Annotated in this window: 16 protein-coding genes, 1 tRNA gene and 1 pseudogene; 11 read left to right on the top strand and 7 right to left on the bottom strand. The window is 70.5% G+C overall.

Translation table 11 applies throughout. The features are described from left to right. Positions 1-56 precede the first annotated feature (56 nt). The 6 genes from iolD (at position 57) to ACFYZZ_RS34690 (ending at position 8,301) form a co-directional block, all read left to right on the top strand. Positions 57-1,949 carry a 3D-(3,5/4)-trihydroxycyclohexane-1,2-dione acylhydrolase (decyclizing) gene (gene iolD, locus ACFYZZ_RS34715; protein ID WP_389184703.1) on the top strand — a complete coding sequence of 631 codons (1,893 nt, stop codon included), beginning with the start codon at positions 57-59 and terminating at the stop codon, positions 1,947-1,949. A 39-nt stretch (positions 1,950-1,988) separates the two neighbouring features. Next, positions 1,989-2,774: a GntR family transcriptional regulator gene (locus tag ACFYZZ_RS34710; RefSeq protein ID WP_389184700.1), complete on the top strand. Its 786-nt coding sequence runs from the start codon at positions 1,989-1,991 to the stop codon at positions 2,772-2,774. A 289-nt stretch (positions 2,775-3,063) separates the two neighbouring features. After that, positions 3,064-4,377, top strand: a complete 1,314-nt coding sequence (locus ACFYZZ_RS34705; protein ID WP_389184697.1) for an ABC transporter substrate-binding protein — start codon at positions 3,064-3,066, stop codon at positions 4,375-4,377. 8 nt (positions 4,378-4,385) lie between these two features. Then, complete coding sequence (locus tag ACFYZZ_RS34700) at positions 4,386-5,366, top strand: carbohydrate ABC transporter permease (protein WP_389184694.1); 981 nt, start codon at positions 4,386-4,388, stop codon at positions 5,364-5,366. Continuing rightward, entirely contained in the window at positions 5,363-6,247 is an 885-nt protein-coding gene (locus ACFYZZ_RS34695; RefSeq protein WP_389184691.1) for a carbohydrate ABC transporter permease, read from the top strand. Before ACFYZZ_RS34700 ends, ACFYZZ_RS34695 begins: the two co-directional genes overlap by 4 nt. A 35-nt stretch (positions 6,248-6,282) precedes the next feature. Continuing rightward, entirely contained in the window at positions 6,283-8,301 is a 2,019-nt protein-coding gene (locus tag ACFYZZ_RS34690; protein WP_389184688.1) for a beta-galactosidase, read from the top strand. Between the two features lie 408 nt (positions 8,302-8,709). Here the strand turns inward: ACFYZZ_RS34690 and ACFYZZ_RS34685 are convergent, their stop codons facing one another. The 3 genes and pseudogenes from ACFYZZ_RS34685 to ACFYZZ_RS34675 all read right to left on the bottom strand — a co-directional run bounded on the left by ACFYZZ_RS34685 (position 8,710) and on the right by ACFYZZ_RS34675 (position 10,120). Next, positions 8,710-9,309 (bottom strand): hypothetical protein, encoded by a 600-nt coding sequence (locus tag ACFYZZ_RS34685; protein WP_389184685.1) that lies wholly within the window; start codon positions 9,307-9,309, stop codon positions 8,710-8,712. A gap of 360 nt (positions 9,310-9,669) precedes the next feature. Next, positions 9,670-9,876, bottom strand: a pseudogene (locus tag ACFYZZ_RS34680) (transposase); the annotation flags it as partial. Between the two features lie 170 nt (positions 9,877-10,046). Then, a tRNA-Pro gene (locus ACFYZZ_RS34675) sits at positions 10,047-10,120 on the bottom strand. A 106-nt stretch (positions 10,121-10,226) separates the two neighbouring features. Here ACFYZZ_RS34675 and ACFYZZ_RS34670 point away from each other — a divergent pair. Both ACFYZZ_RS34670 and cobF read left to right on the top strand, forming a co-directional pair. After that, positions 10,227-10,748: a DUF309 domain-containing protein gene (locus tag ACFYZZ_RS34670; RefSeq protein WP_389184682.1), complete on the top strand. Its 522-nt coding sequence runs from the start codon at positions 10,227-10,229 to the stop codon at positions 10,746-10,748. Between the two features lie 66 nt (positions 10,749-10,814). Continuing rightward, on the top strand, positions 10,815-11,594 hold the full coding sequence (gene cobF, locus ACFYZZ_RS34665) for a precorrin-6A synthase (deacetylating) (RefSeq protein ID WP_389184679.1): 780 nt from the start codon (positions 10,815-10,817) through the stop codon (positions 11,592-11,594). Between the two features lie 16 nt (positions 11,595-11,610). Here the strand turns inward: cobF and ACFYZZ_RS34660 are convergent, their stop codons facing one another. Further along, complete coding sequence (locus ACFYZZ_RS34660; RefSeq protein WP_389184676.1) at positions 11,611-12,357, bottom strand: cobalt-precorrin-6A reductase; 747 nt, start codon at positions 12,355-12,357, stop codon at positions 11,611-11,613. A gap of 69 nt (positions 12,358-12,426) precedes the next feature. Between ACFYZZ_RS34660 and ACFYZZ_RS34655 the strand changes: the two genes are divergently transcribed. Continuing rightward, complete coding sequence (locus tag ACFYZZ_RS34655) at positions 12,427-13,206, top strand: TIGR01458 family HAD-type hydrolase (RefSeq protein WP_389185046.1); 780 nt, start codon at positions 12,427-12,429, stop codon at positions 13,204-13,206. Here ACFYZZ_RS34655 and ACFYZZ_RS34650 read toward each other — a convergent pair. Beyond that, positions 13,195-13,968, bottom strand: a complete 774-nt coding sequence (locus ACFYZZ_RS34650; protein WP_389184673.1) for a sulfite exporter TauE/SafE family protein — start codon at positions 13,966-13,968, stop codon at positions 13,195-13,197. The two genes, ACFYZZ_RS34655 and ACFYZZ_RS34650, sit on opposite strands and share 12 nt — an antisense overlap. A gap of 203 nt (positions 13,969-14,171) precedes the next feature. Continuing rightward, positions 14,172-15,359 carry a thiolase family protein gene (locus tag ACFYZZ_RS34645; protein ID WP_389184670.1) on the bottom strand — a complete coding sequence of 396 codons (1,188 nt, stop codon included), beginning with the start codon at positions 15,357-15,359 and terminating at the stop codon, positions 14,172-14,174. Positions 15,360-15,515: 156 nt separating this feature from the next. On the opposite strand from ACFYZZ_RS34645, the gene ACFYZZ_RS34640 reads away from it, so the two are divergent. Next, entirely contained in the window at positions 15,516-16,373 is an 858-nt protein-coding gene (locus tag ACFYZZ_RS34640; protein WP_389184667.1) for an alpha/beta hydrolase, read from the top strand. Between the two features lie 154 nt (positions 16,374-16,527). Then, the gene (locus ACFYZZ_RS34635; RefSeq protein WP_389184664.1) at positions 16,528-17,325 is read left to right on the top strand and encodes an SAM-dependent methyltransferase; all 798 of its coding nucleotides are present in this window, start codon (positions 16,528-16,530) and stop codon (positions 17,323-17,325) included. A 79-nt stretch (positions 17,326-17,404) separates the two neighbouring features. Here the strand turns inward: ACFYZZ_RS34635 and ACFYZZ_RS34630 are convergent, their stop codons facing one another. Next, positions 17,405-18,259, bottom strand: a complete 855-nt coding sequence (locus ACFYZZ_RS34630) for a Cof-type HAD-IIB family hydrolase (protein WP_389184661.1) — start codon at positions 18,257-18,259, stop codon at positions 17,405-17,407. Between the last annotated feature and the right edge of the window lie 161 nt (positions 18,260-18,420).

Below are 18,420 nucleotides of genomic sequence, written 5' to 3'. Positions count from 1 at the left end.
CGAATGTAAGTACAAATCATTGACAGTGCCGCTGTTCCCGCATACACCTGTGAGGCATGAGCCACTCGACGAGCGCATCGACGAGCCGTCTGACCGTCGCCCAGGCACTGGTGCGGTTCCTGGCCGCCCAGTACACCGCACGCGACGGCGAACGGCACCGGCTGATCACCGGTACCTGGGGCATCTTCGGGCACGGCAACGTGGCGGGGATCGGCCAGGCACTGCTCGAATACGGCGATGTGATGCCGTACCACCAGGGCCGCAACGAGCAGGCGATGGTGCACGCGGCCGTCGGCCACGCCCGCCAGCTCGACCGCCTCTCGGCGCAGGCCGTGACGACGTCCATCGGCCCGGGCGCGACCAACCTCGTCACCGGCGCCGCCCTGGCCACGATCAACCGGCTGCCCGTGCTGCTCCTGCCCGGCGACTACTTCGCCACCCGCCCGGCCGATCCGCTGCTGCAACAGCTGGAGCATCCCGGCCAGTTCGACGTCTCCGTCAACGACACGCTGCGCCCGGTCTCCCGCTACTTCGACCGGGTCACCCGCCCCGAGCAGCTGATCCCGTCGGCGCTCCAGGCGATGCGCGTCCTGGCCGACCCGGCCGAGACCGGCGCCGTCACCCTCGCCCTGCCGCAGGACGTACAGGCGGAGGCGTACGACTGGCCCGAGGAGTTCTTCGCCGAGCGCGTGTGGACCGTACGCCGGCCCGCGCCGGACCCGGCGGAGCTGGCGGAGGCCGTCCGGGCGGTCCGGGCCGCCCGCAGGCCGCTCCTCGTCGTGGGCGGCGGAGTCCACCACAGCCGCGCCGAGGACGCACTGCGGGCCCTGGTCGACGCCACCGGCATCCCGGTCGCCGCCACCCAGGCCGGCAAGGGCTGCCTGCGGCACGACCACCCGGCCGACCTCGGCGGCATCGGCCACACCGGCACCGCGGTCGCCGACGACCTCGCCCGCGGCGCCGACCTGGTCATCGGCGTCGGCACCCGCTACACCGACTTCACCACCGCCTCCGGCACCCTGTTCCAGCACCCCGAGGTCCGCTTCCTCAACCTCAACATCGCCGCCTTCGACGCCCACAAGCTCGCCGCGCGGACCGTGGTCGCCGACGCCCGGGCCGCCCTGGAGGCGCTCACCGAGCAACTGGCCGGCTTCCGCGTCGACCCGGCGTACGAGGCCGGGTACCGGGCGGGCAAGGAGCGCTGGGAGCAGGTCGTTCAGAGCGCCTTCGGCGCCGCCGACGCGGACGCCGTACCCACCCAGACGCAGGTGCTCGGCGCGCTGGACGCGGTCGTCGGGGACGACGACGTGGTCATCAACGCGGCGGGCTCGCTCCCCGGCGACCTGCACAAGCTGTGGCGGACCCGCTCGCGGCGCCAGTACCACCTGGAGTACGGCTACTCGTGCATGGGCTACGAGATCCCGGCCGCGATCGGAGTGCAGCAGGCGGCCCCGGACACGGTGGTCTGGGCGCTGGTCGGTGACGGCACCTACCTGATGATGCCGACCGAGATCGTCACCGCCGTACAGGAGGGGCTGCCCGTGAAGCTGGTCCTGATCCAGAACCACGGGTACGCCTCCATCGGCGGCCTGTCCGAGACGGTCGGCGGCGAACGGTTCGGCACCGCCTACCGGTACCGCACGGCCGACGGCACCTTCAGCGGCGCCCCGCTGCCCGTCGACCTCGCCGCCAACGCGGCCAGCCTCGGCATGGACGTCCTGCGCGCCAAGACCGTACGGGAGCTGCGCGCGGCGCTGGCCACCGCACGCGCGGCCGACACCCCCACCTGTGTCTACGTGGAGACGGACACCTCGGGCGCGGCGCCCACCGCCCCCGGGGCCGAGGCCTGGTGGGACGTACCGGTGGCCGAGACCGCGACCCGCGAGGCGGCCGTCCACGCCCGCGAGGACTACGACCGCCAGGTCGCCGGCCGCCGCCGGCACCTGTGAACCGCCCCGCCCTGTCCGTGCTCTGGAAGGAGGTGCCCCGTGGCGAGGACCGGTGACTCCGCTCGTCCCGTGGCCGGCTCCGCGCTCGACTCACTGGACTTCGACCTGGACCGCACGAGTCCGGTGCCGCTCTACTACCAGCTCGCGCAGCAGCTGGAGGCGGCCATCGAGCACGGGATCCTCGCCCCCGGGAACCTCCTGGGCAACGAGGTCGACCTGTCCGTGCGCCTCGGCCTGTCCCGGCCCACCGTCCGCCAGGCCATCCAGTCCCTGGTCGACAAGGGGCTGCTGGTACGCCGCCGCGGTGTCGGCACCCAGGTGGTGCTCAGCCAGGTCAAGCGGCCCCTGGAACTGAGCAGCCTCTACGACGACCTGGAGTCGGCCGGGCAGGGCCCGACCACCCGGGTGCTGCGGGGCGAACGCGTCCCGGCCGGCGCCGACGTGGCCGCGGCCCTCGGCATCGCGGAGGGTGCCGAGGTCGTCGTGCTGGAGCGGCTGCGCTGCACCCACGGCCAGCCGGTGGCGTTCCTGTGCAACTACCTGCCCGCGGCGCTGCTCGAACTCGACACCGAGCGGCTGGAGTCGACGGGCCTGTACCGGATGATGCGCTCGGTGGGCATCACCCTGCACAGCGCCCGCCAGACCGTGGGCGCGCGCAGTGCCACCGCCGAGGAGGCGGCCCTGCTGGACGAGAAGGAGGGCGCGGCCCTGCTCACCATGCAGCGCACCGCCTACGACGACACCGGGCGGCCGGTGGAGTACGGCACCCATGTCTACCGGGCGTCACGCTACGCCTTCGACTTCCAGCTTCTGGTCAGACCCTGACAGTCCTGGTCAGACCAGGAAACGGAATCACTCGTGTTCACACAGCCCCCGCGGCCGCAGCTGCCGCGGGGGCCGTTCTGCCTGCTCTTCAACAAAGTTGCAGGTAACGATGACGATTACGTTTCGGGCAAGAGACACCCCAGGGCGACCCGAGCTATTGACGCATGAGCGGACATGGGGCTGTTATTACGCCACGATGTTCGGTCGAGTTGGTTTCTGATCGGTTTCGAGGACCTTTCGGTGATCGACTCATCCCCTTGACCGAACCCTGTATGCCTCAGGAGCCGCCATGCGCCTCTCGCCTTCCGGTCTTTCGGTCCCGGGTCCCAGCCGTCGCTCGCTGCTGCGTGGAGCGGGCGGTGCCGCCCTCCTCGCAGGTGCCGGCATACCCCTGCTGTCCGCCTGCGGCGGCAGTGGCTCGTCCTCCGACCCGAAGACCGTCACCCTCGGCTCCAACGCCTCGGACGCCGTGCCGAAGAAGGCCTTCGCGGATGTCTACGCGGCCTTCAAGAAGCAGTCCGGCATCACGGTCGATGTGAACACGAAGGACCACAACACCTTCCAGGAGCAGATCAACTCCTATCTGCAGGGCACTCCGGACGACGTGTTCAACTGGTTCGCCGGTTACCGCATGCAGTTCTTCGCGGCGAAGAAGCTGGCCACGCCGATCGACGACGTGTGGGCCAAGATCGGGGACAACTTCCCCGACGCGATGAAGAAGCTGAGCAAGGGCGAGGACGGCAAGTACTACTTCGTGCCGCTGACCACGTACCCGTGGGCGGTCTTCTACCGCAAGAGCGTCTTCCAGCAGCACGGCTACAAGGTCCCCGCCACGTGGGACGAGCTGGTCGCCCTGTGCAAGCAGATGAAGAAGGACGGCCTGGTCCCGATCGCCTTCGGCGACAAGGACGCCTGGCCGGCGATGGGCACCTTCGACCAGATCAACTTCCGCCTCAACGGCTACGACTTCCACGTCCAGCTGATGGCGGGCAAGGCCTCCTGGACCGACGCCAAGGTCAAGGCAGCCTTCGACCACTGGGCCGAGCTGCTCCCCTACCACCAGGACGGCTTCATGGGCCGCACCTGGCAGGACGCCGCCCAGTCGCTCGTGTCCAAGAAGGCCGGCATGTACCTCCTGGGCTCCTTCGTGGCCCAGCAGTTCACCAACAAGGCCGACCTGGACGACCTCGACTTCTTCCCCTTCCCGGAGATCAACCCCACCTACGGCCAGGACACCGTCGAGGCGCCCACCGACGGCTTCATGGTCAGCAAGGCCCCCAAGAACCACGCCGGTGTGGTGAAGCTGCTGGAGTACCTGGGCTCCCCGGACGCCGAGCAGACCTACCTCAAGGGCGACCCGAGCGTGGTGGCCGCCTCCAGCAAGGCCGACACCTCCTCCTACTCGGCGCTGCAGAAGAAGGCGTTCGACATGATCAGCGGCGCCAAGAGTCTCACCCAGTTCATGGACCGCGACTCCCGGCCGGACTTCACCTCGACGGTGATGCAGCCCGGACTGCAGAAGTTCCTCCAGAACCCCAAGGGCGTGGACAGCTTGCTGTCGTCGATCGAGCGCCAGAAGAAGCAGATCTTCGCGTCCTCGTGAGCAGCGGCATGACGACCGACACGACGACGAAGACCCCGGAGGCGGCTGCCGTGCCGCCTCCGGGCGCTGCTTCCGCATCCAAGCGGGCCGCGCAGGGCCACCGGCGCCTGCTGACCCGCCGTGACCGGCTCACGCTCGCCCTGATGGCGGGCGTGCCCACGGTCCTGCACGTGGCCCTGGTCTGGGTCACCGCCCTCGCCTCCATCGCCCTCGCCTTCACCACCTGGGACGGCATCGGGTTCGACTCGATCAAGTGGGTCGGCCTCGACAACTTCACCCAGCTGTTCAACGACAACCCGCAGTTCTGGCCTGCCGTCCAGCACAACGTCATCTGGTTCGTGGTGCTGATCCTGATCCCGACGCCGCTCGGCCTGTTCCTCGCCGTGCAGCTGGACAAGAAGATCCGGTTCAGCCGCGTCTACCAGACCGCGTTCTTCCTGCCGGTCGTCATCTCCATGGCGTGCATCGGCTTCGTCTGGCAGCTCGTCTACAACCCGGACACGGGCCTGATCAACAGCATCATCGGGGCCAACAAGCCCGGCCACTACATCGACTGGATCGGCGACCCCAAGCTCAACCTGTGGGCCGTCCTCATCGCCGCGTCCTGGCGGCACACCGGCTACATGATGATCCTGTACCTGGCCGGTCTGAAGAGCGTCGACCCGTCGCTCAGGGAAGCCTCCGCGCTGGACGGCGCAAACGAGTGGCAGACGTTCAAGAACGTCATCTTCCCGACGCTGCGCCCCACCAACACGGTGGTCCTTGTCGTCACCATCATCGAGGCGCTGCGCGCCTTCGACCTGGTCTTCGTCTTCAACAAGGGCGCGCAGGGCACCGAGTTGCTGTCGATCCTGGTGACCAACAACATCATCGGCGAGTCCAGCCGGATCGGTTACGGCTCGGCCATCGCCGTCGTCCTGCTGGTGATCTCCCTCGCGGTGATCATCCCGTATCTGATCGCCACCTTCCGGAAGGAGCGGCGCGCATGAGCACGACTGTCACGCTGAAGCGGCGCACTCCCGTCCGGCCGGCTCGCGTCCTGCTGCACGTCTTCCTCGCCGGTACGGCCCTGGCGTGGCTCGCGCCCCTGCTGTGGGCGGTCTTCTCGGCGCTGCGGCCGTACAGCGAGACCAGCGCCAAGGGCTATGTGTCGTGGCCGGACACGCTGAACTTCGACAACTTCAAGAACGCGTTCGTCCAGTCGGACATGATGCACTACTTCGGCAACACGCTGATCATCGCCGTACCGGCCGTGCTGCTGGCGCTGTTCCTGTCGTCGATGGTCGCCTTCTACGTCAGCCGGTTCGACTTCCGGCTCAACCTGGCGCTGCTGCTGGTCTTCACGGCGGGCAACCTGCTCCCGCAGCAGGTCATCATCACCCCGCTGTACCGGCTGTACCTGCTCACGGACCTGCCCGGCATCACGGCGAGCGGCAAGCTGTACGACTCCGCGCTCGGGCTCGTGCTGATCCATGTGGCGTTCCAGTCCGGCTTCTGCGCCTTCGTGCTGAGCAACTACATGCGCTCGCTCCCGCACGAGCTGACGGAGGCTGCGCTGGTCGACGGTGCCTCGGTGTGGCGGCTGTACTGGCAGATCACGCTGCCGCTGTGCAAGCCGGCGATGGCGGCCCTGGCGACCCTGCTGTCGATCTGGATCTACAACGACTTCTTCTGGGCCCTCGTGCTGATCTCGACCGGTGAGAACATGCCGATCACCTCGGCGCTGAACAACCTCTCCGGCCAGTACTTCACCGACCCGAACCTGGTGGCCGCCGGCGCCCTGCTCACCGCGATCCCGACGCTGATCGTGTACTTCGCGCTCCAGCGCCAGTTCGTCAGCGGTCTCACCCTGGGCTCCAACAAGGGCTGAGGCACGCGCACTTGAAAGAGAACGAAGAAAACCCAGTGAAACGCACCCTGTCCGTCCCCGGCCTCGCCTACGGCGGCGACTACAACCCCGAGCAGTGGCCCGAGGAGGTGTGGGCCGAGGACATGCGCCTGATGCGCGAGGCCGGGGTGACCATGGTCAGCGTCGGCATCTTCTCCTGGGCCCTGCTGGAGCCGTCCGAGGGCGAGTTCGACTTCTCGCGCCTGGACCGGATCCTGGATCTGCTGCACGAGAACGGTATCGCCGCCGACCTGGCCACCCCCACGGCGGCGCCTCCGGCGTGGTTCTTCCGCGCCCACCCCGAGACGCTGCCGGTCGACCGGGACGGCCGCGCCCTCTCCTACGGCAGCCGCCAGACGTTCTGCCCGTCCAGCCCCGCCTACCGCAAGGCGGCGCTGCGCATCGCGGGCGCGCTGGCCGAGCGGTACGCCGGTCATCCGGCCGTCGCCATGTGGCACGTGCACAACGAGTACGGCTGCCACAACGCCGCCTGCTACTGCGACACCAGCGCGGCGGCCTTCCGCCGCTGGCTGCGGGCCCGCTACGGCGACGACCTGAGCGCCCTCAACGACGCCTGGGGCACGGCCTTCTGGTCCCAGTGGTACTACGACTGGGAGGAGATCCTGCCGCCGCGCGCCACCGGCGCGGTACCCAACCCGACGCACCAGCTGGACTGGCGCCGCTTCTGCTCGGACGAGCTGCTGTCGCTGTACACGGCCGAGCGGGACGTGCTGCGGGCGGCGGCCCCTGAGATCCCGGCCACCACCAACTTCATGGTGATGGCCACCTTCGACGCCCTCGACTACTGGCGCTGGGCGCCGGAGCTGGACGTCGTCGCCAACGACCACTACCTGATGTCCGCCGACCCCGAGTCGGAGATCGACATCGCGCTCAGCGGCGATCTGATGCGCTCGCTCGCGGGCGGCCCGTGGCTGCTGATGGAGCACTCCACCGGCGCGGTGAACTGGCAGCCCGTCAACCGGGCGAAGAATCCTGGTGAGTTGCGCCGCAACGCGCTCGCGCATGTGGCGCGCGGGGCGGACGGCATCGCGTACTTCCAGTGGCGGGCGGCGAAGGCGGGCGCCGAGCAGTGGCACTCGGCGATGCTGCCGCACGCGGGCACCGACAGCCAGATCTGGCGGGACGTGGTCCGCCTGGGCGCCGACCTGAAGGCCCTGGCCGAGGTCCGCGGCAGCACCGGCCCCGCCGAAGTCGCCGTCGTCTGGGACTGGAACGCGCGCTGGGCCCTGGAACTGCCCTCCCAGCCGAGCGGCGAACTGCGGTACCTGGACCTGGTCCGGGCCTGGTACGAGCCGCTGTGGCGGGCGGGCGTGGCCGTGGACTTCGTCCGCCCCGACTCGGATATGTCCGCCTACCGCCTGGTCCTGGCACCGAACCTGTACCTGGTCGACGACACGGGCGCGGCGAACCTCGCGGCGTACGCCGAGCGGGGCGGCACCCTCGCCGTCGGCTTCCACAGCGGGGCGGTGGACGAGAACTGCCATGTGCGGCTGGGCGGTTACCCGGGGGCGTTCCGGGACGTGCTGGGGGTGCGCTCCGACGAGCCGTTCCCGCTGCTGCCCGGACAGCAGGTCGCCCTGAGCGGCGAGGTGCCGGACGGGGCGACGGGCACGCTGTGGTCGGAACGGCTGAGGCTGGAGGGCGCGGAGGCGCTCGCCTCCTACGCCGACGGCCCTCTGCACGGCGTCCCGGCGGTCACCCGGCACGCCTACGGCACCGGGGCCGCCTGGTACCTGGCCACACTCCCCGACCCGGCCACCCTGACCGCCCTCCTGGACCGCATCCGCACCGAGGCGGGCGTGGAGCCGGTGCGTACCGCCCCGGCCGGTGTGGAGGTGGTCCGCAGGCGCGGCCCGGCGGCGGACTACGTCTTCGTGATCGACCACTCCGGCCGGGGCGCGGACCTGCCCGTCGCACCGGGCGCCACGGAACTCCTCACCGGCAAGGAGACGGCCGGCACGGTCACGGTCGCGCCCGGGGACGTGGCGGTGGTGAGGGAGCCGCGCGGTCGGTGAGCCACGTCCGGCGCTGGGGCGCACACGCAGTCAGGCGTGTGAGCACTGGTGATCAGATGATCGCGCGGAGTGCTCAAAAGGTGGCGGGTGAGCGACAGCTCACCGCTGCTGCGGTGTGCGCTGCGGCGACGGTCGTGCTCAGTGGGCTGTGGGTGTGTTGTCTGCTTGAGGGAGGAGGAGACCCGCCATCTGCGGCGCGAGACCCACGACGGGCTCGGCCCGACACTGGCGGGCCTCAGACTGCGCGTCGCGAACGCCACCGCACGCCTGCCCTCCAGCGATCCGGTACGTGACGCGCTCCGTGCCGCCTCCAACGAAGTTGGCGAGATGGTTACTTCGGACCTACTGTGAGGCGCTGCTTGGAGCTCGTAACACGATCTTGTGGCCTCAGAGAGGGAGCACCGATGCTCACTTGTCGGGGTCGGACCAAGTCGCCACGAGTGCTCGCCAATCTGGAAAGCGGGGACTGGAGACCATCTCCTGGGTGGGTTCACCGTTGAGCCAGCACACTTGCTCGGGGGCGCCGTCGCCAGTGTCGAAAAGGCAGCACACCCCGCCGCTGTCGGCGGTGAGGTCGGTGAACACCTTCCTGATGTTGGCCGACCGCGCGAACAAGCGGCTCATCCTCGACGTCGCTGCCCAGCACTCCACCGACGTGTAGCCGGGGTGCAGGAGGGACTCGAACCGGATCGTCGCGTAGATGTACCCGATCTGGATGCGCCCGTCCGCCTCGGGTTCTGGGCCGTTCATCTGCGCGTACTCGCGCAGTGCGTCATCGACGTCGAACATGAGGGACGTGTCGAGCTCGAGCGTGCTGCTCGTGGAGCAGTCGACGGGCTCGCTCTTGAAATGGGACGTGAACGGGAGGACGAGCCGGTCACCGCCGGGCAGGGTGATCTCAAGCGGCGGCACGGCACGTGCCGGTGGCGCCAGCTCGGCCAGATTGGCCAACGCCCTGGCGACATTCCGAGGACGCAGATAGATGTCGTAGCCGTAGATCAGTCCCACAGTTCCCCCTGTCCCAGATCGAACCGCACCCTCTCACGACCCGCCCCTTGGGCGCTTGTCGGTTTTGAGCTCGCAACACCTTCATGAGTGGGTCCTCTTGAGGCGCCGCCAGCAGATCAGGCTGCAGGCCAACGAGAGGAAGGCGTCGTGGAGTTCGAGGCGTCGTTCTCATCGGACGGCGAGGCGTCTGAACTGGTGGAGCAGGGCGAAGGTCTGCTCGACGACGTAGCGGAGCTTGCCCCGGCCCTGGATGTCGTTTGCGCAGTTCACGACGGACGGCCCGGGAGTCGTACGCCTTGTCGCCCAGCAGGGCGTCGGGGCGTCGCGGGGATGGCCCGGACGTCCGGCGACGGGCGGAATGCCGTCGACGAGGGCGAGGGTCTGGGTGATGTCGTTGACGTTCGCCGCGGTGGTGATGGCCTGGAGCGGGGTGCCCTTCCCGTCGCAGATCAGGTGGTGTTTACTACCCCGTCTTGCGCCGGTCGACTGGCGACGGGCCGGTCGCGGCTCCCCCCTTTCACGCGGATGATGGAGCTGGCCGGCGTTCGTCGGGTCCGTCTCTACGATGCACGCTGTGCCGTGCTGTCCTGAATGGCCAACAACGTGAACTCCTCGGCTGGACGGGTCAGTCCGACCTCGTGAGGAATTGTGAGAGGTTCATCCCTGAAACGATCAAGGGCCCCGTTCCACCGAAGTGGAACAAGGCCCTGACCTGGGCTGATCGCCCAAATTTCCCGTCGGGACGACAGGATTTGAACCTGCGACCCCTTGACCCCCAGTCAAGTGCGCTACCAAGCTGCGCCACGTCCCGATGCGCTCACTCGCGGTGACCCGCGTGATCGCGCGAACAGAACTTTACCCCACCGGCGGGGGTGCGCCGAAGAGGGACCGGGGCGAGGCGCGGGACAATCGGTCGTATGGGAGACGCGGGCGCAGCAACGGGGAGGCCGGCGGGCGGCCGGGACCGGGACGTGGCCGGGCGGGCGCGGAGCGCCCGCCCGCGGGACGGGCTGGGGCGGCCACTGCCGTACGGGGCACAGGGGGTCGAGCGTCAGCCGGAGGGAGTCGTACGGACCCCGGCGGAGACGGTCACCGAGGCGCAGGCGCTGCTGAACGCGGGTAAGCCCTTCCATGCGCACGAGGTGTTCGAGGACGCCTGGAAGTCGGGTCCCGACGAGGAGCGCACGCTGTGGCGGGGGCTGGCCCAGCTGGCGGTGGGGCTCACGCACGCGGCCCGCGGCAACACCACCGGCGGGGCGCGGCTGCTGCGGCGCGGCGCGGGTGCGATCGAGGGGTGGGCGGCAGAGCGGGGCGATGCGCGGCCGTACGGGATGGATGTCGCCGGGCTCGCCGGGTGGGCCCGGGGCCTGGCCGGTCGGGTGGAGCGGGGGGCGGGGCCCGTCGACGCCGGGGCCGAGGCGCCGCGGCTCCGTTCCTGAGCGGCGCCGTCACGGGCCCGCGGAGGCGGTGGGTTCACTGTCGGTGGCATGCGGCAGACTCGGGGTGTGCGAAAGATTCATGTCATCGGTATCGGTGCGGGCGATCCCGACCAGCTGACCCTGCAGGCGGTCAAGGCACTGCGGAGCACGGACGTGTTCTTCCTGCTCGACAAGGGCGAGGTGAAGAGCGATCTGACCCAGCTCCGCCGGGACATGGTGGACGCACACCGGCCCGAGGGCGGCTATCGGGTGGTGGAGGCCCGTGACCCGGAGCGGGACCGCGGGGCGGGCGGGGCCGCGTACTCGCCGGCCGTGGAGGACTGGCGCAGCGCCCGCGCCGGTATCTACGAGCGGATGATCGCCGAGGAGCTGGGCGAGGACGGCACCGGGGCGTTCCTGGTGTGGGGGGATCCGTCGCTGTACGACAGCACGCTGGGGATCCTGGAGGAGGTGCTGGCCCGGGGCGCGGTGGAGTTCGAGTACGACGTGGTGCCCGGCATCAGCAGCGTCTCCTCGCTGGTGGCCCGGCATCGTACGGGGCTGAACCGGGTCGCCCGGCCGGTCCAGATCACCACCGGGCGACGGCTGGCGGAGGGGTTCCCGGAGGGGGTGGACGACGTCGTCGTGATGCTGGACGCACACCAGACCTTCCGGAAGTACGCCGCGGAGGACATCGACATCTACTGGGGCGCGTACCTAGGCACCCCGGACGAGATCCTGGTCTCCGGTCCCCTCGCCGAGGCGGCCCCCCGCATCGAGCGGCTGCGCGCCGAGGCCCGGGAGCGCAAGGGGTGGATCATGGACACATATCTGCTGCGCAGGCAGCCCGGTCTCCGGGAATCCTGACGTCCTGACGGGCGAGTCAGGAGCCGTCGAACCCCAGCCGGTCGAGTACGGCCGTCACGTCCGGCACCGCCGCCACGCCGTCGGGGAGCGGGGGGCGTCGTACGACGACCACGGGCAGCCCGAGTTCCCGTGCGGCCGTCAGCTTGGCTGCCGTGGCGTCGCCGCCGCTGTCCTTCGTCACCAGCACGTCGATGGCGTGGGCGCGCAGCAGCTCGGTCTCCTCGGTGAGGGTGAAGGGGCCGCGGGCCAGGATCACTTCGGTGTGCGGCGGCAGGGGTGCTTCGGGCGGGTCGACCGACCGTACGACGAAGTGCAGGTCCGTCAGGTGGGCGAAGGTCGCGAGGCCCAGTCGGCCGGTGGTGAGGAACACCCGGCGGCCGAGGCCCGGCAGGGCCTCGGCGGCAGCGGCCAGGGACGCGACCTCGTACCAGCGGTCACCGGGGCCCGGGCGCCAGCCGGGGCGGCGCAGGACGACGGCGGGCACTGAGGTGGCCGTCGCCGCGCGGGCGGCGTTCGCCGTGATCGACTCGGCGAAGGGGTGCGTGGCGTCGACAACGGCGTCCACGTCGTGCGTGCGCAGCCAGTCGGCAAGGCCCTCCGCGCCGCCGAACCCGCCGATCCGTACCTCGCCCGGTAGCGCATCCGGGCGGGCGACCCGGCCCGCCAGTGACGTGGTGACCCTGACTCCGGGGCGGGCGGCGAGGTCGGCGGCGAGGCGCCGGGCCTCGGCGGTGCCGCCGAGGATCAGGATGTGTGGGGACATGGGGGTGAGCGTACGAGGTGGTCCGCGGCGATCTGCCGCCCGGGTCGCTAGGGTCCGGCCATGGAATCCGTGGAATCCGTGCGTGCCGTGCTGATCGACATCGACGGTGTCCTCACCGTCTCCTGGAAGCCGCTGCCGGGTGCGGTGGAGGCGTTGCGGAGGATCCGTGCGGCCGGTCTCGGCGTGGCCCTGGTGACCAACACGACGTCCCGGACGCGGGCGTCGATCGCAGAAACCCTGGCGGGGGCCGGTTTCGAGGTGGATGCCGAGGACGTCCTCACCGCGCCCGCGCTCACCGCCGCCCACCTCGCCGAGCACTTTCCGGGTGCCCGATGCGCTCTGCTCAACAGCGGGGACATCGAGGAGGATCTCGGTGGCATCACCCTGGTCGACGAACGTCCCGACGTGGTCGTCCTGGGCGGTGCCGGGCCGGAGTTCGACTACGCCGCTCTCAACCGGGCCTTCGGGTTTCTGCAGCAGGGTGCGCGGCTGCTCGCCGTGCACCGCAACCTGTACTGGCGGACCGAGGCCGGGCTGCAGCTGGACTCGGGCGCCTTCCTGCTCGGGCTGGAGAAGGCCGCGCGGGTCGAGGCGGAGGTCATGGGCAAGCCGTCCCCGGCGTTCTTCGAGGCGGCGCTGGCCCGGCTGGGTGTGACCGCGGACCAGGCGCTGATGGTCGGCGACGACGTCGAGTCGGACGTGCTCGCGGCACAGCGCGTCGGCATCGCGGGGGTGCTGGTCCGAACGGGGAAGTACCAGCCGGAGACGCTCGCCGGCGCGAGCGGCACCCCGGACCATGTCGTGGACTCCTTCGCGGATCTCCCGGCGCTGCTCGGGCTAGGGCAGTAGCAGCTGCAGGCCGCCCACGATCGTGGCGGCGATCACCAGTTGCTCGAACAACCGCTGGTTGATCCGGTTCACAGCCCATTTTCCGAACAACGCGCCGGGCACGACGAACACCGCGAGCGCCGCGTCAAGGAGCAGCGAGGGGCCGTCGATCAGGCCGAGTCCCGCGCTGAAGGGCACCTTGGACACGTTGACGATGAGGAAGAAGAAGGCCGACGTGCCGAGGAAGCCGAGCTTGCGGAAACCCGCCGACAGGAGATACATCGACATCACCGGCCCACCCGCGTTCGCGACCATCGTCGTGAACCCGCCGAGGACGCCGTACGAGCGGGCCTTCATCCGGCCCGCCCGGGTGGTCACCGCGTCCGGCTCGTCCCCCGCCTCGGCCCCGCGCCGCCGCCACAGCGTGACCCCGGCCATCAGCAGCAGGATCGCGCCGATCGAGGTCCGTACGACCTCGTCGTCGGCCCACACCAGGAACAGCGTGCCGACCACCACGCCGGCCGCCACCGCCGGGAACAGCCGCCACAACGTGGGCCAGTGGGCGTGCCGCCGGTAGGTGAGGACGGCGAGCACGTCGCCCGCGATCAGGACCGGCAGCAGCACGCCGGTGGAGGCGCGGGCGGGCAGGACCGCCGCGAAGACGGCGAGGCTGACCGTGTTGGCCCCGCTGACGGCGGTCTTGGAGAAGCCCACGAGCAGGGCCGCGAAGGCGAGGGCGGCGAACTCCCAGCCGGATATGTGCCAGAGCGTCATCGTGTTCATGCGGGAACCGATGCTATGCGCACGCATCCGGCGTCGTAAGGACCGTCTCGCAAGGCGGTCCGCACGCCCGGTGTGCCGGGACCGGTGTGCCGGGCCCGGCTCAGCGGCCGCCGTAGCGGGCCCGCAGCTCCCGCTTCCGGGGCGGCGCCGGGCGTTCTGGGCGAGGATGGCGGCGACGGACAGGGTTGCCATGGACCGAATCGCTAGTGCCGCTCGACCAGCACCGCGCTCCCCTGTCCCACTCCCACGCACATGGTCGCCAGGCCCCGCTCCGCACCCGTGCGGCGCATGCGGTGCAGCAGGGTCGTCAGGATGCGGGCGCCGGAGCAGCCGAGCGGGTGGCCGAGGGCGATCGCGCCGCCGGTGGGGTTCACCAGCTCGGGGTCGATGCCCAGCTGGTCGACGCAGGCGAGTGCCTGCGCGGCGAACGCCTCGTTGAACTCGGCCTCCTGGAGGTCGCCGATCTCCCAGCCGGCCCGGGCGAGCACCTTGCGGGTGGCGGGGACCGGGCCGATGCCCATCACGTCGGGGTGGACGCCCGCCGAGGCACCGGCGACGTAGCGGCCGAGGGACTCCAGGCCCAGCTCGTTCAGGGCCTCCTCGCTGACCAGCAGGAGCCCGGCGGCACCGTCGTTCATCGGCGAGGCGTTGCCCGCCGTGACCGTGCCGCCCGCGCGGAAGACCGGCTTGAGGCGGGAGAGCTTCTCCAGTGAGGTGTCCTCGCGTACGCATTCGTCCTGCTCGACCGTGACGCCGTCCGGGCGCTCCACGGGCAGGAGTTCGTCGTCGAAGTGGCCGTTCTTGCGTGCGGCGGCGGCCAGTTGGTGGCTGCGCAGCGCGAACTCGTCCTGCCGGGAGCGGGAGACGCCGTATCGTTCGGCGACCTCCTCGGCGGTCTCGCCCATGGCCAGCAGGCCGTGCAGGTCCTTCATGGCCGGGTTGACCAGGCGCCAGCCGAGCCGGGTGTCGAAGGTCTCGATGCGGTGCGGCAGGGCCTCGTCGGGGCGGGGCAGGACGAAGGGGGCGCGGCTCATCGACTCGGAGCCGCCCGCGATCACGATGTCGGCCTCGCCGGCGGCGATGGTGCGGGCCGCGGTGGTGACGGCTTCGAGGCCGGAGGCGCACAGCCGGTTGACGGTGGCGCCGGGCACGGTCTCGGGCAGGCCGGCCAGCAGCGCGGCCATGCGGGCGACGTTGCGGTTGTCCTCGCCGGCCTGGTTGGCGGCGCCCCAGTAGACGTCGTCGATGCGGGCGGGGTCGAGCGCCGGCAGGTCGGCCACCAGGTGGCGGATCACGGTCGCCGCGAGATCGTCGGGCCGTACGGCGGACAGGGCTCCGCGGAGCTTGCCGATGGGGGTGCGGCGGGCGGCCGCGAAGTGGACGGGACGCACGGCTGGGACTCCTGACCTACGACGCTGTGGATCAGCACGAATCTACGGGTGTGCGCCAGGCGCACTTAATTAGCACTGCTAGTTTTGGACTATAGACCTCCGAACGGCTCCCTGGGAAGATCCTCCGGAACCTTCACCCAGACAGCCGGAGGAGACATGGCCGACGTCCGCGAGCACATCCTCGACGGCATCGTCGTACGCGAGTGGCCGCACCCGGAGCCGCGCTATCTGGCCCTCGTGGTGCACGGGTACGGGGAACACGCCGGTCGCTACGACGAACTGGCGGGCGTTCTCAACGCGCACGGGGCGGCGGTGTACGGGCCCGATCACGTCGGGCACGGAAAATCTGCCGGTGAGCGGGTGGTGATCGAGGACTTCGAGGACGTCGTCACCGACGTGCACGCGGCGGCGGACCTCGCCCGCGCCGCGCATCCGGGCCTGCCGCTCGTCATGGTCGGCCATTCCATGGGCGGCCTGATCGCGGCCCGGTACGCCCAGCGGTACGGCGCGGAGCTGAGCGCGCTGATCCTGTCCGGGCCGGTGATCGGCGTCTGGGAGCTGCCCGGGCGGTTGCTGGCCCTGCCCGAGATCCCCGACACCCCGATCAGCCCGGCCGCGCTCTCGCGTGACCCGGCGGTGGGCGCCGCGTACGCCGCCGACCCGCTGGTCTGGCACGGCCCGATGAAGCGGCCGACGCTGCGGGCGTTCGTCCGCACCCTGGAGACCGTGGCCGAGGGCGGAGACGTCGGCCCGCTGCCGCTGCTGTGGCTGCACGGGGACGACGACCGGCTGGTTCCGCTGCCGGGGAGCAGGGTCGGGGTGGAGCGCCTCAGCGGCGGCCGGCTGACCGAGCGGATCTTCGCCGGGGCGCGGCACGAGGTGTTCAACGAGACGGACCGCGCGGACGTCTTCGCGGAGGTGCTCCGCTTCCTCGACGCGGAGGTGCGTCAGCGTCCCGGTGGAACGCAGGCGGCGCACCCGGCCGGCCCGGCGGATCCGGCACTCCCCCACTGATCGGAACCCCAACCGGCCGCGCCGACAGGCAGGTTGGCAGAACACTCCGGACGGACAAGCAACCGAAGACCACCTCCGCCCCATCCCAAGATCGTGTCAGACTGCCGGCATGCCCCCGGACGGCAAGGGGGCCTCTCGAACGGAGGAGCAGGACGTGACGGGGACCGAGCCGGCCGCTCAGGAGATCGACACCACCCGGCCGCATCCGGCGCGGGTGTACGACTGGTTCCTCGGCGGCAAGGACAACTACCCCGTCGACGAGGAACTCGGCCGCCAGATCGCGGCGATCGACGGGGGCGGCGCCCCGCGGGCCGCCCTCGCCAACCGGGGGTTCATGCGCCGGACCACGCGCGCGCTGGCCCAGGAGTCCGGCATCCGCCAGTTCCTGGACATCGGCACCGGCATACCGACCGAGCCCAACCTGCACCAGATCGCCCAGTCCGTCGCCCCGGACGCCCGCGTCGTCTACGTCGACAACGACCCGATCGTGCTGGCCCACGCGAACGCGCTGCTGCGCGGCACCGCCGAGGGTGTGACCGAGTACGTCCAGGCCGACGCCCGCGATCCGCGCGCCATCCTCGAACAGGCGGGCCGCGTCCTGGACTTCGACCGTCCCGTCGCCTTGTCCCTGATCGCCCTGCTGCACTTCGTCGCCGACGAGGACGGCGCCCACGAACTGGTCGCCACGCTGGTCGACGCGCTGGCGCCGGGCAGCTGCCTGGTGCTGTCCATGATGACGGCCGACTTCGAACCGGAGAACGTCCGCAAGGGCATCGCCGCGTACGCCGCCGGCGGGGTGACCCTGGTGGCCCGCTCACAGGCCGAAGTGGGCACGTTCTTCAAGGGGCTCGACCTGCTGGAGCCCGGCATCGTCTCCGTGGCGGACTGGCGCCCCGAGAGCGAACCGGACGGACCGATCTCGCTGTACGGCGCGGTCGCCCTGAAGCGCTGAACCGCGCGCGGTTGTCACTGTCCACCACTGCGCTCGGGGGACAGAGGAGTTGACGGTCCCGTCGAGCCTTACGGCGCAGCTAGAGACCGAGAACGTGCGCGATGGTCCGCAGCACCCCGTTCTCGTTGTTGGACGGGGCGAGATGGCGTGCCCGGCGGACGACCTCCGGGTGGGCGTTGGACATGGCGAAGGACCAGTCGGCGGCGTCCAGCATCTCCAGGTCGTTGAGGTAGTCGCCGAACACCATGGTCTGCGCGGGCGTGATGCCCAGCTCGCGCTGCAGGCCGCGCAGGGCGGCGCCCTTGTTGGCGGTGCGGTTCATGACGTCGACCCAGTGCTCGCCGGAGACGACGACCTGGTGGGAGGCGGTGAACGCGTCGAGGGCCGGGGCCGTGGTGTGCTCGGCGGAACCGAAGTCGAACAGCGCCACCTTGATCACGTCGTCCTCGACGGCGGTGACGTCCTCGACGATCCGGTGCTCGACGTAGTACTTGCGCACCTCCGCCAGGAACGCCTCGTCGGTCCGCTCGACATACGCCGACCGCTTGCCGCAGACCACCGCGCCGACGTCGACGCCGTCCGCGACCAGGCGCCGTACCGTCCGGGCGAGGTCCGCGGCGACGGACCGGTCGAGCACGTCGGAACTCAGCTCCACACCGTCGCGGACCACATAGGTGCCGTTCTCCGCGATGAACACCATGCCCTCGGCGACCGCGGCGAACTGCCGGGCCAGCGTGGCGTACTGACGCCCGCTCGCCGGGCTGAACAGCACGCCGCGGCGGCGCAGTTCGGCGAGCGTCGGCCACAGGCCGTCGGGTATCCGCTTGGCGTCGTCCAGCAGGGTGCCGTCCATGTCGGTGACGACGAGCCGGATGTCGGCCGAGCCGGCGGGCAGGCCGGGGGTTTCGAGCAGGGACGCGGGCGTGGCGGGCATGTCCTTCTTCCGGTCGGGAACGGGATACGCGGTGGGCGGGCGGGTAGGAACCGAGGGTTCCAGTGTTCCTCATGCGACCGGACGCCTCGGAGGTGCAACCGGATGCCCCGGAGGGTGGCCAAACCCTCACGCTGCGCGTTTCCCCGGACAGCGAGATCAAC

This window comes from Streptomyces sp. NPDC001816, from assembly GCF_042892235.1.
Lineage (GTDB): Bacteria > Actinomycetota > Actinomycetes > Streptomycetales > Streptomycetaceae > Streptomyces.
Note: the sequence above shows the minus strand (reverse complement) of the source record. Positions and strands in the feature narration are given on the sequence as shown.